Raw genomic sequence first — 15,246 nt, forward strand, 5'->3', positions numbered from 1 at the left:
GCTCAGGCCGCCGCGTCCGAGCGGCCTCCCGCCGCCATCGCCTCGCCCTCCGCGGCGGCACGCGCCACGGGGTCGACGAGGTCCGCGATGCCGCGGCCGATGAGCCGCGCCACCACGTCCTGCGCGATGGCCTCGGCGACCACCGCATCGTCCATCACGCCAAGCGCCGCGCGGTGGGCCGCGGCGCGCATCCTCTCGAGCAGCTCGACGTCGATCATGAGGAGAGACGTTAGCGCCGGGGTCCGACAACGCCCGTCCGCTGCTAGCGTCGCCAGCATGACCCGCACCGTCGCCGGCCTTCGCGTCGCGGTGGCCCTGCTCATGCTCTCCGCCGTGACGCGCAACGTGGTCGACCACCTCCAGGACGGCGACTTCGTCGCGTGGGACTTCTTCGGTTACTTCACCATCCAGAGCAACCTCATCGGCGCGACGGCGCTCATGGTGTCGGCGGCGTACACGCTGCGGGAGCGGCCCGCATGGGTCGAGTACCTGCGCGCGTGCGCCGCGGTCTACCTCCTCATCGTGGTGTCCGTGTACTGGCCCCTCCTCTCACCCATCGACGAGGACATCGCGCGGTGGACCAACATCGTCGTGCACGGCGTCTCGTGCGTGGCGGTGGTGGGCGACTGGCTGCTCGCGGGACCGCGGCGGCCGCTTCCCCTGGCGCGGCTGTGGGTGGTGATGGTCTATCCCCTCGTCTGGGCGACGGTCACGCTGATCCGTGGCGCGACGGACGGCTGGGTGCCGTACCCGTTCCTCGACCCGGTCAACGGCTACGCGGCCGTGGCCGTGGTGATCGCGGGCATCGTGGTCGCGGGCCTGGCGGTGGGCGCGGTGCTGTTCCGCGCGACCCGGTGGCGCGTGCTCACGCCCGAGGCGGCCGGGTAGGCCGCCCCGCCCGCGCATCGTCCCTCCCGCGGCCCCTCACGCACCCCCGCGCACGCTGGTAGCGTCGCGCGCATGACCTGCATCGACGCGGGCCTGGTGCCGTGATCCGCGACTCCGGTCCGCCGCCCGCGCATCCCGCGATCTCGCGGGCGCTCGCGCGCGCGCTCGTCGACCGGCAGCTGCCGGGGCTGGCGCACCTCGAGATCGGCGAGCGCTTCGACGGCTGGGACATGGTGGTCTACCGGCTGGGCGACGAGCTGAGCCTCCGGCTCCCCCGCGTGGAGGACGCGGTGGGGCCCCTCGCGCGGGAGTCGCGCCTGCTCGGCTGGCTGGGCGCCACCTGGACGTTCCCGCACCCGCGCGTCGTCGCCAGCGGAGTCGCGCAGGACGGCTACCCGTGGCCGTGGGCCGTGGTGTCGTGGCTGCCCGGGGAGACCGCGGACACCGCGCCGCTGGCCGCGAGCGCCGGGGCCGATGTGGGCCGCGCCTTCGCGCAGGTCCACTCCCCCGCGCACGAGGACGCGTGGTTCAACCCGGAGCAGTCGATCACCCTCGTCGAGCGGGAGGACAACCTCGACTGGGCGCTGGGCCTGCTCGTCGACGCCGAGGGGCCGCGGGGCGAGCGGCTCGACCGCGGCGCGCTGCGCGAGCTGTGGGTCGAGGCGCTCGAGGCGGCCCCGCCCACCGAGGTGGTGTGGTCGCACGCCGACCCGCACGGCTCCAACCTGCTCGCCAGGGACGGCGCGTTCGCCGGGATCATCGACTGGGGGAAGATGGCCGGCTGCGAGCGCGCCGTCGACCTCTCCTTCCTCTACACGGCGATGCCGGCCGACGGGGTGGACGATGCGGTGGCCGCCTACCGCGAGGAGACCGGCTGCGCCGACCGCGGCCTGGAGGCGCGGATGCGCGGCATCGCGGTGGCGAAGTGCGCGTCGTGGGCGGTGCTCGACCGGCCGCTCAACGTCGCGATGGCGTGGCGCGGATTCGGCGAGCTGGGCGTGCTGCGGTGACCGCGCATCGTCCCGGGTGCAGTCCCGTGCGCCCGGACCGGGCACGGGCACGTACGCTCGGGCGTTGACCCCGCGTCCCCCCAGGAGGATCCATGCCCGTGCACGATGCGCTGGACACGTTCGACGTGTTCGGCACCCACGGCGCGCTGCCGATCGCGCTCGCCGGCGCGGTGCTCGTGGTGATCGCGTGGGGGCTCGGGTCGCTGTTCGGGCACGGGCGGCGCACCGCGCTGTGGGTCGCGATGCTCACCTGCCTCGCGGTGATCGGGTGGCTGACGATCGGGCTGACCGTGGTCACCCACACGGGAGGGACCGGCGGGGTCAACCTCACGCCCGGTCAGGAGATCCAGCGCGCGCTCGAGACGGGCGCGCGCGAGCCGTGGATGAACCTCGTGGGCAACATCGTGCTGTTCATCCCGTTCGGGACCGTGGCGGCGCTGCTGACGAAGAGCGGCTTCATGCTGCGGGTGCTTACCGGCACCGCGCTCGGGGCGGCGCTGTCGACGCTCATCGAGGCGACGCAGTACCTGCTCGGGCGGGTCGCCGACGTCGACGACATCATCCTCAACACCTCGGGCGCCTTCCTGGGCGCGCTGGCCGCGGCGCTCGTGCTGGCGCTCGGCGAGGGCGACGAGGCGTCCGGGCGAGGGCGCGGGGCGCGTTCGCGGGCGTAGGACCCGCCGCTAGCATTGGGGGCGGGCCTCTAGCTCAGTCGGTAGAGCAGCGGACTTTTAATCCGTAGGTCGTGGGTTCGAGCCCCACGGGGCCCACCGTCCGCGTGAGGCGACAGTGCCTCACTTCCGATTCGGCGGGGGGCGCGCAGATCGATGTCAGACTCGTTCATGGGGCTGGGCGCGACTGCTTGGGCCGCGCTCGCCGCGATCGGTTCCATGCTTGCTGCGATCGTCTCCGCTGGTACCGCGCTCTACTTGCACCGGGCAAGCGGCGCACGGATCAAGGCATTCACCCAGACTGGACTGCTCCGGCGGGAGGGCCTGTACCCGGACTCCGAAAGACAGGTCGGCAGAATGTTCCACTCAAGAACAGGTCAGCCCGTCGATGGCCTCGAGGTCCTGGTCGTCACCGTAGTAAACGTGGGTCGCACGGCAGCCACGGTAGGACAACCCGGCTTCGCGGCGTTCGAAGCATGGTGGAGCCGACGCAGACTCCTCAGCCTCGTCGTGTCAACGAGCAAACCGGGGGTAGCCCTCTTGACGCAGCCGCTACAGCTGGAGGGAGTTTCTACCGATGAGCGCGTCCGCATTGAGCCAAACGACCAAGTCGACTTCATCTACGACAGGTGGGGGCTCTTCCCAGCTTTCGCGGACGATGGCGAGCGGCCGCCCAAATGGCACCACGTCGCTGGCATGGTCCCATTCGCCAGTGAAGGCCACGTTCGTTTTCAATCGGCTGCGACGACGCGCGGGACTACTTTCCGCGAGTTTGCCTACTGGTATGTGGTCGCGGACGCCCTCACACCATCCGCGCGAGACGCGAAGTCAACAAACGCCTTGACGCTCGACGAGGCGTTCGACGTCGCAGACTCGCTTGTGACTTCCGAGGACGGCACAGCAAACATCACGCGCGCAAAGCTGGCATCGGCATACGAGCGTTGCGGCCGGGAAGCCGCGAAAGGTCGAGCGGATCGCGCGTACGAAGCCTTCCAGGCTGCAGGTTTCGCGCGATCCAACCGTGCCTAGCTGTCGGCAGAACCGAAACCGCGAGAGAGCACTACGCCCCGATCAACGAGTGCATCCGGGGAATAGCCGCCCGCCAGCGTGGGCGTTCACGGTGAAGTGCGAAGGATTGGCGCGCCTGGCGACCCTAGCCTGCGGCGTCTTCGCCGTTTCTTGCTGGTCGCTCCGCGAATCGGCTTGCCGACGCTATGGCCTCTTCGCGCGAGGAGTCGCGTTCACGACGCCCGCGTGTGCGTAGGCACTCTCGAGCCACGCCGAGCGACTTCGACGATCGCATGGCCTGCAGCCCCACCGCGAGGCCCGATGCATGCGCAAGTGGCACTCCGCGCGCTTCCCACCACGCCCTCGCATGTCCGTTTTCTCGAGCGATGAGGGGCGATCGCATCCCGCTCTCGGTCCGCGAAGATCAGCCGGCCAGGAAGCCGATGAGGATCGGGTTCACCCGGTCGGGCGCCTCGTAGTGCGCGAGGTGGCCGGCACCGTCGATCTCACGGTACTCGAGGTCCGGCAGGAGCTCCCGCAGCCCGCGCATCTGGGCCTCCGGGAGCTTCTGGTCCGCGGTGCCGTACGTGAGGAGCACGGGGATGCCCTGCTCCTTGACGCGCTGGTAGCAGGCGGTCGCCGGCCTCAGCGCGTCGCCCCGGAGGTTCGCGAGCACCGCGCGGCGCTTGCCCTCGAACTCGAACTGCCGGAGCACCTCGGGCTGGAGCGCCTCCCGGGCGGCGGGGTCGACCATCGCATCGGAGAGGTCCGCGAGACGCCCGTCGGGAACGATGCGCTGCGTCAGCTCCCCGAGGCCGCGAGCCGTGACGACGCGGAACAGCAGCCCGTTCGAGCCGGGCAGGTCGTCGAAGAACGGCGCGAGCAGCGCGAGCCGGGCGACCCTGCCGGGGTTCTCGGCGGCGAAGCACGCCGCGATGCTCCCTCCCTGCGACGAGCCCACCGCGCGGACCGGACCCGTGATGCCGAGCGCGCTCAGCAACTCTCCGAGTTGCGCGTTGTAGAGGCTCTTGTCGTACGTCCGCAGGTCGGGCCGGTCGGAGAGACCGTGGCCGAGCACGTCGTAGCGGAGCACCCTGAACCCCGCGTCGGCGAGGGCGCCGACGTTCCGGTCCCAGGTGACGTACGGGGCGGCGTTGCCGTGGACGAGGACCACCGGCGGCCCGTCGTCGTCGCCGACCAGCTCGTAGTGCGTGACCCCCGTCGAGAGTTCGACGAAGCTGCCGGGCAGGCCGCTCCGGGTCTCGGCCGTGAGGCTGGGCTTCCCCTTCTCGGACATCTCGCCACCGTCCTCCGCTTGGCGCGGACCGGTCCGGGGCCCCGATCACAGATCCGGCGCCTCGCGCGCGGATCCTCCTCCAATTCTAGGAGCGCGACGGTCCGAGCGCCCCGTGGGGACGATGCGCGCTCAGCCCTCCGCCGTACGCGGCGTCATGTACCACTCGACGAACCTGACCGCGCGGCCGTCCGGGGCGAACCAGACCTCCCACAGGTTCGTGTACCTCTCGTCGCCCGGGTAGTCGACGGTGCCCTTGACGATGCCGAGCTCGTCGTTCTCGATCAGCACCGCGAGGTCGTGAACGGGCACGCCCGGCTCGGGCTCCTTCCACGACTCGAGGATCGCGTCGATCCCCCGCACCGGCTCCTCGTCGTTCGGCCGGAACCAGTACTCGGCGTCGTCGGTGAAGATCGCGCGGACGTCGTCGTCCGCCTTCGTCTCCCATGCCTTGATGTAGCCGTCCAGCCAGTCGCTCGCTCGGGTCATGGTTCGTGTCTACCGTCGCGGCGGCCGCGGCGCCATCGGGGGCGGCGCAACCCGCGCATCGTCCCTCAGCGGCGATGCGTCAGGCATGGACGCGGTCGGCGCCCTCCGTCGCCGCTTCCGCGGCGATCCCCCTGTCGGCTGACGGCGGCCCGGAGCTCTCGCGCACGATGACGGGAGCCGCCTCGTGCACGGCCTTCTCCGGAGGCTCGCCGGCGATGACGCGCGCGAGGATCCCGACGCCGCGACGGCCGAGGGACGAGAAGTCCTGGCGCGCGGTGGTGAGCGCGGGCATCCACACGTCCGCGAGCGGGTGGTCGTCGAAGCCGACCACCGAGACGTCGTCGGGGACCTTGAGGCCCTCGTCCGCGAGGCCGCGGATCACACCCATGGCGAGCTCGTCGTTTCCGCAGAAGACGGCCGTGACCTCGGGCATCCCGGCGATGCGCCGGCCCACGGTGCGCCCGGTCTGCGGCTCCCACGTCACGTCGATGACCGGCGGCACGGTCGCGCCCGCCTTCTTGAGCGCGCGACGCCAGCCGGTGGTGCGGCCGTCCTCCTTGCGCGACGGCGGCACCCGCACGTGGTGGACGGTGCGGTGACCGAGGTCGAGGAGGTGACGCGTCAGCTCCTCGCCCGCCTTGGCCTCGTCGATCAACGCCTGCGGGAGGCCCTTCTCGCGCACGCCGGACAGCGCGACCATGGGGACGCCCGCGGGGAGCCGGTGCATGGCGGCGACGCCCGGCGGGTCGAACTTGAGCAGCACGATGCCCGCGAGCTGCTGGGACATCGCCGTCGCGATGGCGGCGTCGACGGCCGCATCCTCCGCGCTCTCGATCACGACGATCATGACGCTGTAGCCGAGCGCGCGGGCCGCCTCCTCGACGCCACGGATCGTGGTCGCGTAGCCGTAGATCGTGGTGTCGCCGGCGAGCACCGCGATGACGTTGCTCTGGCCCGAGGCGAGGGCGCGAGCGGCCGCGCTGGGCCGGTACCCGAGCCGGTCGATCGCCTGCTGGATGCGCTCCTGCCGCTTGGGGCTGACCGGCGAGCCGCCGGAGAGCATGCGGGACACGGTGGACAGCGACACCCCCGCGAGCCGGGCGACGTCCGCCATCGTCGCGGGCCTCATCGCGGCACCACCGCCGCCCGCACGCTCCTCGACCGACATCGCGCTACTTCACCGCACCGCTCGTGATGCCGGAGATGATCTTCCGCTGCAGGAACACGAAGACCGTGAGCAGGGGCAGGCTCATGAGGATGATGTACGAGAAGATCATGTGCCACCTCTGCAGATACAGGCCCGCGCTGGCCACGTCGAAGAGATTCAGCGGCAGGGTGTCGATGCGGCCTCCGATGACGAAGAGCGCATAGAACACGTCGTTCCAAATATAGAGGCAGATCAGGATGCTGGCCGTCGCCAGGGTAGGCGTCAGGAGGGGCACGATCACCTTCCAGAACACGCGGAACGGGCCCGCGCCGTCCATCCGCGCGGCCTCCTCGAGCTCCATCGGGATCGTGCGGATGAAGCCGGTGACGAAGAAGATCACCGTCGACAGGTACATGCCGGTGTAGACGGAGATCATGCCGATCGCCGTCCCCGCCAGCCCGAGCTGCCGCAGCAGCAGGACGATGGTGACCACGGCGGGCGGCAGCACGATGCCGCTGATCGCCAGCGCGTAGAGGACGGCCATCGACCGGCTCGAGCGGCGCGCGAGGATCCACGAGGCGAGCGACCCGAGCACGAGCACGAGCAGCACCGACGGCACCATCACGAGCAGCGAGCCGAAGAGCGCCTGCACCATGTTGCCCTCGTCGAGCACGGTCGCGAGGTTCGACCACAGCTGCCACGTCGCGGGCGGCGAGAGGTCCGGGTTGAGCGCGGCTCCCTGGTCCTTGCCCGCCGTGAAGATGATGATCATGAACGGCACTCCCAGGAGCAGCACCGTGAGAAGGATCGCGGCCGTCGGCTGGACGAGCCGGCGGGCACGCTTGAGGGTCGGGCTGGCGGTGGTCACAGCACACGCTCCCTTCGGCGGAGGTAGATGATGACGGGGAACGCCAGCAGCGCGACGACGAGGAAGAGCACGAGGCTCATCGCGGTCGCCTGGGCGAAGAGGCCCTGGCCGAACGTCCGGAAGATGAAGATGTTGAGCAGCTCGGTGGAGCCGCCGGGGCCGCCGGCGGTGGTCGCCTGCACGATGTCGAAGCCGTTCATCGAGCCGAGCAGCGCGGTGGCGAAGTTGAACGTGACCGCGGGCGCGAGGAGCGGCCAGCGCACCGCCTTGAAGATGCGCCAGTAGCCGGCACCGTCGAGCTGGGCCGCCTCGATGACCTCCTCGTTGATGGTCTTGAGGCCCGCGAGGTAGATGAGCATCGACAGGCCCATCCACTTCCACGCGTGGATGATCGCCACGACGACGATGGTCCAGGTGGTGCTGCCGAGCCACGGGATCGACACCTCGCCGCCCGTGAGCGTCGTGAGGAAGTTGTTGAGCACGCCGTCGGGCTTGAGGATCGCCTGGAAGACGTAGCCGACCGCGAGCGCGGACATGATCACCGGCACGAAGAAGGCGGCGCGCGCGAAGCGGTTGATGCGGGTGTCACGCTCGAGGACCAGTGCGAGCCCGAGACCGAAGAGGTTCTGGAAGATCGCCACCAGGATCGCGTACACGAGGGTCACGCGGAGGTCCGACAGCAGGCTGCCGTTCTGGAGCAGCTTGACGAAGTTGTCGAAGCCCACGAAGCCGATCTCGGACTTGAAGCTCGACCAGTCCGTGAACGCGTAGACGAAGTTGTAGATCGTCGGCGTGAAGAAGAAGATCACGAGCATCGCGAGCGCCGGCCACAGGAACCAGGACGGATGGTCCTGACGGCTCCGGCGGTCGGCAAGGCGCGCGTCTCGCGGCTGGTCCTTGCGCCTCGCGGGGAGGAGGGTGGTGGTCATCGTCTCTCCTGGAGGGTGGGGGGCCGGCGAGCCGGCCCCCCACCGTTGCTATCAGAATCCGGCAGCGCCCTGCGCGGCGGCGAACTCCGCGAACTGCTGCTGGGTGGCCTCGGCGACCTCCTGGGGCGTCTTGGTGCCCTGGATCATGTCCGCGAGGTAGATGTACAGGTCTGGGTTCGCGATCGCGAGCGCCTGCATCGAGCCGACCGAGTTGTCGAGCGAGGCCGCGACCTCCTGGAGCGCCATCGGCACGCCCGCGGGCGACTCGACGCCGTCCTGCAGCGACACGGTCTCGACGGTGTCGACGAACGACTGGTAGCCGTCGCCGAGCCAGTAGCTCAGGAACTGACGCGCCGTCGCCTCACGCTCGTCGTCGCCCGTCGCGAACGCGACGACCGCGTTGCTCTGGTCCGGGATGAACGTGCCGACGTTGCCGCTCGGCGAGATCGGGAAGAAGCCGACCTTCTCGTCGAGGGTGGCGCTGTCAGTGAGCGACTGCAGCTGACCGAAGTACGAGTTCACCTGCATCACCATCGCCGCCTCGTCGTCGAGCAGGGCGTTGCCCTGGTCGATGAAGGTCGCGGTCTTGATGTCGTCGTTGAAGTACCCGTCGTCGATGAGCGACTTGTAGTTCTCGATCGCCCCGAGGATCGTCGGGTCGGTGAACGTCTCCTCGTTCGCGTTGACGCGGTCCCACAGGCCGTCGGCCGCGGCGTCGGCGAGCTGTACCTGGACCCACCACTGGGTGGCCCAGCGGTCGGCCGCCATCTCGTAGAACGGGGTGATGCCGGCCGCCTTGAGCGTGTCGGCGTCCTCGATCATCTCGTCCCAGTTGGACGGGGTCTCGGTGATGCCGGCCTGCTCGAACAGGTCCTTGTTGTAGTAGACGCCCTCGACCGCGGGGGTCGTGACGAGCGCCGCGTAGCGGGTGCCGTCCAGCAGGCCGGTCATGTCGGCGAGGCTGCCGGTGTAGCTGTCGACCCACGGTGCGCCGTCGAGCGGCTGCAGGTTGGTCTTGGCGTTGAGGGCCGTCAGCATCGAGGCGGTGGGCTGCCAGAAGGCGAGGTCGGGCATGTCGCCCGTCGCGACCTTGGTCTGGATGCTCTGCTCGTACGGGTCCGGGATGGTCTCGATGTTGACCGTGGCGCCCGTGAGCTCCTCGAACTCGGTGGCGACGGACTCCGCGGTCTGGGTGGAGTTCTGTGCCGCCCAGATCGTGAGGGTGACGCCATCACGGCTCGTGTCCTGCGCGGGCCACTGCTCGGCGGCCATCTCGCCGCCGGCGGACGACGACGAGTCCGGTGCTTCGGCGGTGGTCGGGTCGCTGCAGCCTGCTGCCACAACGGCGAACGCGGCGGCTGCCGCGAATCCGGCGATTGATTTCCTCATTGAAATGCTCTCCTTGGTCGTGGTCAGCGTCGCACGCCGACGTCAGTGCTGAGTTGAGTGACGCCTGACGTCGGGGACGAAGCGTCGTAGTGGAGCACACGCGCGCTCACGCTCCCGGTGGGATTGCGCAGCACGATGGACTCCCTCCCCGCATCAGGCTCGACGCCCCACGCGTCGAGGCTCTGCGGGAAGATCTGCTCGATCGGCCCGGCAGCGCCGGGGATCGAAATCTCGGGGACGGCCGGGTCGCGGTTCCACGCGACGAGCACGGCCGATGCCTCGGTCCGGAGGCCGAGGACCACCCACGGGTCGTCCCAGCCGGGCAGGCCGATCGGCCAGAAGGGCGTCGAGCCGACGAGGTGCGGGCGCAGCGTAAGCGCCGCGGCGACGGCCTCGTCCACCAGCGCGGTGTGCTCCTCGTCCATCTCGTTGAGGTAGCCCGACAGGTAGAACCGGCCGGCCAGACCGGTGACGAGGCAGAACGCCGCCTCCTCTAGCGTCATGTGCGCCTGCGGGTACGCCCAGCTCGCGGCCTGCTCCGGCAGCATCGCCAGTGGCGCGGCTGCCGCGATCGGCGGGTACAGGAGGAAGTCCTGCTGATCCGAGGTCGACTGCAGCTGCGTCCGCGACAGCATCGCGTGGTCGGCGCGCATCGCGCCTGACGAGCAGCTTTCGAGCACGAGCTCGGGGTGCCGGTCGAGCACACCGTCGAGCCACTCGAGGTGGGCGCGGTTGTGGTCGAGCAGCGCGGCGGCCGCGCTAACGGCATCGCGGTCGCTTCCGGTACCCGGGTTGATGTTGTAGTCGAACTTGAAGAACCCGACCCCGAAGTCGTTCACGAGGCGGTCGACAGTCGCGTCGAGATGGTCACGCGCGGCGGGGTGGCGGAGGTCGAGGTGGTAGCGGTCGTGCTCGACGATTCGCTCGCCCGCGCGCTGCAGGAAGGCCTCCGCCGGGAGCGCATCCGCGATCGGGCTGCGCACGCCGACCACCTCGGGCTCGAGCCAGAGTCCCGCCACCATGCCGTGGCCCTTGATCCGCTCGATCACGCGACCGAGACCGCCCGGGAAGCGGGTGGTCGACGGCATCCACTCGCCGACGCTGTCCCACCAGTCGCCGCCGTCGTCGTACCAGCCGGCGTCGATGCAGAAGGTCTCGGCACCTGCCGCGGCCGCGGCGTCGATGAGCGGCTCGAGCTTCTCGGTGGTCGGGTCGCCGTTGAGCGTGTTCATGTAGTCGTTGAAGACGATCGAGGGTCGCGCGTTGTCGACGTGCGCGCGGCGGGTTGCGCGCCGGAACGCTGTCAGCTGGGCGACCGCGGCGTCCACGTCGCGCCCGAGCACGAAGGCCGCCGGCACGGTGGTGAACGACTCCCCCGGCTCGAGGACGGCGAGCCAGCCGTGGTCCGCGTCCGTCGGTCCGCTCGTCGCGAGGTACGGACCCGCCGTGTCCCGGTTGACCTCCCAGCGCCACTCGCCCTGGTGCTCGATCTGCCACGCCCAGGTGGCGCCGGTGGCCTCGGACACGAGCAGGCCCATCGGGAGCGCGCGACCGGTGGACCACGTGCCGCTCGACGCGACGGCCTCGTCCGCGCGCGGGTTGTGCCCCGTGAGCTCCTCGGCGATGCCCGGGAAGCGGTCGCCGGGCACCGGGTCCGAGGTCCAGCGGCCCTCGGCGAGCCACTCGCTGCGCGCGTGGTGGAGCCGCCACGGCTCCTCGGACGCGTCGACGTCGCCGGTCGCTCCCGCATAGAGCGAGAACGTGGGAAGCGACCGCAGCCGATGCACGCGCTCGCCGCGGTTCGTCACCGTCGTCGTCACGCGCACGGCCGCGGCGTCCCACGCCTCGAAGGTCGTGACGAGCTCGAGCCCCGCCTCCTCGTGCCGCGAGACGATGCGGAGCTCGCGGCGGCCGTCCTGCTCCGACTCCGAGGCGGAGACGACGCGGGCATCGCGACCGAGCTGCCCGTGGACCAGGCGGCCGCTTGCGGGAACGTGGCCGGCACCGACGGTGATCGGGTCGACCAGCGGCAGACCTGCGGGCATCGTCACCACGACGCCATCCGCGGCGACCTCGGCGATCCGGGGCGCGGAGGACTCGTCCCACTCGAGGGTGAGGGTGAGGTCATCGCTGCCCCATCGCAGTCGTTCAGTCATCGTCACAGGTCTCCTTCGTCGTGTGCGACGTTCGAAATAGTAGCGCTTTCATTTTGATGCGCAAGCCCTTCGCGAGATCCGTTTCAGGGCGACATCGCGAGGCCCCGCCGCGACCCGCGAACGCGACCGGATCCGTATCTATGCAGGTAAAACTACACGTCTATCGCGCCACGCCCCCGCAAGAGAACGTTTTCATTGACAGCTGCATAGGCCCCCGCTGCCTGCGTCGAGGTCACGGATTCGTTACAAATGAAAGCGCACGTCAAAATGAGCGCGGGACGGGGACCGCACGATGCGCGGGCACGCTCGCGCCGTCCCGGGCCCGCGCATCGTCCCCTCGCGAGCCCGAAAGATAGGTGACCTCACGGATTCACCTAGGCGCCGGAAGCGATGGGATCGAGGTGCACGATCACCCGGACGTGCACGACTCGAAAGGCACCACGATGGCGCTCTACATGGATGTCCACTCGCTCGACGGCCCCGTCACCCTGGGCGACGTCGCCGCGGCCCACGCCGCCGACCTCGCGATCCAGGACGACCACGGCGTCCACTACCTCCGGTACTGGGTCAACGAGGAGGCCGGCAAGATCTTCTGCCTCGTCGACGCGCCCGATGCGGAGGCCGCGAACACGGTGCACCGCGAGGCGCACGGCCTGGTCGCCGACGAGGTGCACCTGGTCGCGGAGGGCCTCTAGCGCTTGAATAGCAGCATGCTTGTCGAGCGCGACGACCTGCTGGGGGGCCTCTCCGCCTCGATGGATGCTGCGCTCGCCGGCGATGGCGAGCTGGTGTTCATCGGCGGAGAGGCCGGGATCGGCAAGACGTCGCTCGTGCGGGCGCTCGCTGGGGGCGCGGCCGCACGATGCCGGATCCGCGCCGGCAGCGTCGACAACGTCACCACGGCGGACGCGCTGGCGGCCTTCCACGATGCGGTCCCCGAGATCCGCGACCTGCTCGCGGGGGACGGGGACCGCATCGCGCTGTTCCGGGCCCTGCGCGCCGCGCTCGCCGCCGGACCGACGCTCGTGATCCTCGAGGACCTGCACTGGGCCGACGAGGCGACGCTCGACGCGCTGCGCTTCCTCGCGCGGCGGCTCGACGGCGTGCCCGCGCTCATCGTCGCCACCTACCGGCACGACGAGGTCACGGCCAGGCATCCGCTCACCGGGCTGCTCGGCGACCTCGCGACCGCGCCGCGCACCAGCCGGATCGTCGTGCCGCCGCTCACCGTCGACGGCGTCGGGGTCCTGGTCGACGCCGCCGGCGCGGACGTCGAGCCCGCGACGCTGCACGCCCGCACCGGCGGCAACGCCTTCTTCGTCAGCGAGCTGCTCGCCGCGGGCGGCGCCTCGCTCCCGTCGAGCGTGAGCGACGCGGTGCTCGCCCGCTTCTCCCGGCTCCCACCCGCCGCCCAGGACGCGGCAGCAGCGGCCGCGACCCTGGGCACGTCCGCCGACGCGGCGCTCATCGCGGCAGTCGCGGGCCGCAACCTCGACGCGGTCGACCTGTGCCTCGACGACGGCGTCCTCGTCGAGGCGCCCGACGGGATCGGGTTCCGCCACGTCCTCGCCCGGCAGGCGGTCGAGCAGGGCCTGTCGGCGCTGCGGTCGCGACAGCTCCACCGCCGGGCGCTGCGCGAGGTGCTCGCCCGCACCCCCGAGGACCACCGCCGGATCGCGCACCATGCCGCCGGCTGCGGGGACTCCGCGACCGCCGCCGCGCACGCGGCCCTGGCGGCGCGCCAGGCGGCCCGGCTCGGCGCGCATCGTGAGGCCGCCACCCAGTTCCGCGCGGCGCTGCGCCACGGCGTCGCCGGGCCCGAGCGGGCCGGGATCTTCGTCGCGCTGTCGTACGAGTGCTACCTCACCGATCAGCTGCCCGAGGCGATCACCGCGCGCCAGCACGCGCTCGAGCTGCACGAGCTCCATGGCGAGCGCGCGGCGGTCGGCGAGGACGAGCGGTGGCTGTCGCGGCTGTCATGGTTCCTCGGGCGCGGCGCCGACGCCGAGCGGTACGCGACGCGCGCGATCGCGACGCTCGAGCCGCTCGGACCCAGCGACGCCCTCGCGATGGCGTTCAGCAACCTCGCGCAGCTGCGCATGCTCGCGAAGGACAACGCGGGCACCGAGGAGTGGGGCACGCGTGCCCTCGAGCTGGCCACGCGGCTCGGCGAGGTGGAGATCCAGGCGCATGCGCTCAACAACCTGGGCGTCGCGGCGATGCTCGAGGGACGGCTGCCGGAGGGCACCGCACGTCTCCAGCGGAGCCTCGACCTCGCGCTCGCCGGCGGCCTCGAGGAGCACGTCGCCCGGGCGTACACGAACCTCGGCTCGGTCGCGGTCGACCAGCGCCGCTACCCCGCGGGCCTGCGCGACCTCGAGGCCGGCATCGCGTACTGCGAGGAGCACGACCTCGACTCGTGGACCCGCTACATGCAGGCCTGGCTGTGCATCGTGCTCGGGGAGGTCGGGCGCTTCGACGAGTCCCTCGCCCTCGCCACCACGCTGCTCGACTCCCCCGGGATCTCGCCGGTGTCGGCCATCCCCGCAGCCGCGGCGGCCGCGCGCGCCGCCGGCCGTCAGGGGGACGATGCGACGGGTTTCGTCGCGCTGGCGACCTCCCTGGCCTCGGGCACGGGCGAGCTGCAGCGCATCGCCCCCGCCGCGTGCGCGGCGTCGGAGGACGCGTGGCTGCACGACCGCTCCGACGAGATCCCTTCGCACACCGAGGCGGCCTGGACGCAGGCGCTCGAGCACGGCGACCCGTGGGCCGTCGGCGAGCTCGCGTGGTGGCGCAGCCTCGCCGGCATCGTCCCGCCTCCCGGCCTCGACGCGGCGGCGCCGTTCGCCCTCATGCTCGCCGGCGACGGGGAGGCCGCGGTCGCGGCCTGGGAGGAGATCGGGAGCCCGGTGTGGGCGGCCTACGCCGCCATGCTCGACCCCGACGCGTCGCGGGCCGACGGGGCGATGCGTGCGCTCGACGCGCTGGGCGCCCAGGCCGCCGCCGGCGCGCTGCTGCGGACGCGGCGCGAGCACGGTCTGCCCGCGCCCCGGCGGCCGCGCGCCTCCGCGCGGACGCGCCCCGGCCAGCTCACGGCGCGCGAGCTGGACGTGCTGACGCTGCTCGCGCGCGGGCTGTCGAACCCGGAGATCGCCGAGACCCTCGTGGTCTCGCCCCGCACCGTGGAGCACCACGTCTCCGCGGTGCTGAGGAAGCTGGACGAGCCGACCCGCGGGCGTGCGGTCGCGACGGCGCTGCGGGACGGCGTGCTCGACGAGGTGTGAGGGTGCCCGCGGTCCGATGCCGGGGCGCCACCCGACACGCAGGAGCGAGTATCGAGACTCCGCACCGCTCGGGTGCTAGCGTCGACGACGCAAGAGGAAATGCGACAAATGCT

At 71.2% G+C, this 15,246-nt stretch carries 14 protein-coding genes and 1 tRNA gene; 7 read left to right on the plus strand and 8 right to left on the minus strand.

From position 1 onward, the window contains the following. Window positions 1-2 precede the first annotated feature (2 nt). The gene (locus AOM07_RS14900; protein ID WP_062311398.1) at window positions 3-218 is read right to left on the minus strand and encodes a hypothetical protein; all 216 of its coding nucleotides are present in this window, start codon (window positions 216-218) and stop codon (window positions 3-5) included. Window positions 219-276: 58 nt separating this feature from the next. Between AOM07_RS14900 and AOM07_RS03575 the strand changes: the two genes are divergently transcribed. The 5 genes from AOM07_RS03575 to AOM07_RS14630 all read left to right on the plus strand — a co-directional run bounded on the left by AOM07_RS03575 (window position 277) and on the right by AOM07_RS14630 (window position 3,598). After that, window positions 277-888 carry a Pr6Pr family membrane protein gene (locus tag AOM07_RS03575; protein ID WP_062311399.1) on the plus strand — a complete coding sequence of 204 codons (612 nt, stop codon included), beginning with the start codon at window positions 277-279 and terminating at the stop codon, window positions 886-888. Between the two features lie 101 nt (window positions 889-989). Next, window positions 990-1,898 carry a phosphotransferase gene (locus AOM07_RS03580; RefSeq protein WP_062311400.1) on the plus strand — a complete coding sequence of 303 codons (909 nt, stop codon included), beginning with the start codon at window positions 990-992 and terminating at the stop codon, window positions 1,896-1,898. Window positions 1,899-1,990: 92 nt separating this feature from the next. Then, a complete protein-coding gene (locus AOM07_RS03585) occupies window positions 1,991-2,572 on the plus strand; it encodes a VanZ family protein (protein ID WP_062311401.1) in 582 nt (193 codons plus the stop codon). Window positions 2,573-2,595: 23 nt separating this feature from the next. After that, a tRNA-Lys gene (locus AOM07_RS03590) sits at window positions 2,596-2,668 on the plus strand. Between the two features lie 57 nt (window positions 2,669-2,725). Next, entirely contained in the window at window positions 2,726-3,598 is an 873-nt protein-coding gene (locus AOM07_RS14630; protein WP_156171768.1) for a hypothetical protein, read from the plus strand. Between the two features lie 403 nt (window positions 3,599-4,001). Here the strand turns inward: AOM07_RS14630 and AOM07_RS03595 are convergent, their stop codons facing one another. The 7 genes from AOM07_RS03595 to AOM07_RS03625 all read right to left on the minus strand — a co-directional run bounded on the left by AOM07_RS03595 (window position 4,002) and on the right by AOM07_RS03625 (window position 11,849). Then, entirely contained in the window at window positions 4,002-4,874 is an 873-nt protein-coding gene (locus AOM07_RS03595) for an alpha/beta fold hydrolase (RefSeq protein WP_062311402.1), read from the minus strand. Between the two features lie 129 nt (window positions 4,875-5,003). Then, complete coding sequence (locus tag AOM07_RS03600) at window positions 5,004-5,360, minus strand: nuclear transport factor 2 family protein (protein ID WP_062311403.1); 357 nt, start codon at window positions 5,358-5,360, stop codon at window positions 5,004-5,006. A gap of 79 nt (window positions 5,361-5,439) precedes the next feature. Continuing rightward, window positions 5,440-6,489, minus strand: coding sequence for a LacI family DNA-binding transcriptional regulator (locus AOM07_RS03605; RefSeq protein ID WP_228374363.1), 1,050 nt, complete (start codon window positions 6,487-6,489; stop codon window positions 5,440-5,442). A 43-nt stretch (window positions 6,490-6,532) separates the two neighbouring features. Next, the gene (locus AOM07_RS03610; protein ID WP_062311405.1) at window positions 6,533-7,375 is read right to left on the minus strand and encodes a carbohydrate ABC transporter permease; all 843 of its coding nucleotides are present in this window, start codon (window positions 7,373-7,375) and stop codon (window positions 6,533-6,535) included. After that, window positions 7,372-8,304, minus strand: a complete 933-nt coding sequence (locus tag AOM07_RS03615) for a carbohydrate ABC transporter permease (protein ID WP_084830067.1) — start codon at window positions 8,302-8,304, stop codon at window positions 7,372-7,374. The genes AOM07_RS03610 and AOM07_RS03615 overlap by 4 nt, the downstream gene beginning before the upstream one ends. 51 nt (window positions 8,305-8,355) lie before the next feature. Continuing rightward, window positions 8,356-9,693, minus strand: a complete 1,338-nt coding sequence (locus AOM07_RS03620; RefSeq protein WP_062311406.1) for an ABC transporter substrate-binding protein — start codon at window positions 9,691-9,693, stop codon at window positions 8,356-8,358. A gap of 23 nt (window positions 9,694-9,716) precedes the next feature. Beyond that, window positions 9,717-11,849, minus strand: coding sequence for a glycoside hydrolase family 36 protein (locus AOM07_RS03625; RefSeq protein ID WP_062311407.1), 2,133 nt, complete (start codon window positions 11,847-11,849; stop codon window positions 9,717-9,719). A 419-nt stretch (window positions 11,850-12,268) separates the two neighbouring features. On the opposite strand from AOM07_RS03625, the gene AOM07_RS03630 reads away from it, so the two are divergent. Next, window positions 12,269-12,544 (plus strand): DUF4242 domain-containing protein, encoded by a 276-nt coding sequence (locus AOM07_RS03630; protein WP_228374364.1) that lies wholly within the window; start codon window positions 12,269-12,271, stop codon window positions 12,542-12,544. A gap of 15 nt (window positions 12,545-12,559) precedes the next feature. Then, window positions 12,560-15,133 (plus strand): ATP-binding protein, encoded by a 2,574-nt coding sequence (locus AOM07_RS03635; protein WP_062311408.1) that lies wholly within the window; start codon window positions 12,560-12,562, stop codon window positions 15,131-15,133. Window positions 15,134-15,246 lie beyond the last annotated feature (113 nt).

The sequence above is a fragment of the Demequina rhizosphaerae genome, assembly GCF_000971255.1.
In the GTDB taxonomy this organism is placed as follows: domain Bacteria; phylum Actinomycetota; class Actinomycetes; order Actinomycetales; family Demequinaceae; genus Demequina; species Demequina rhizosphaerae.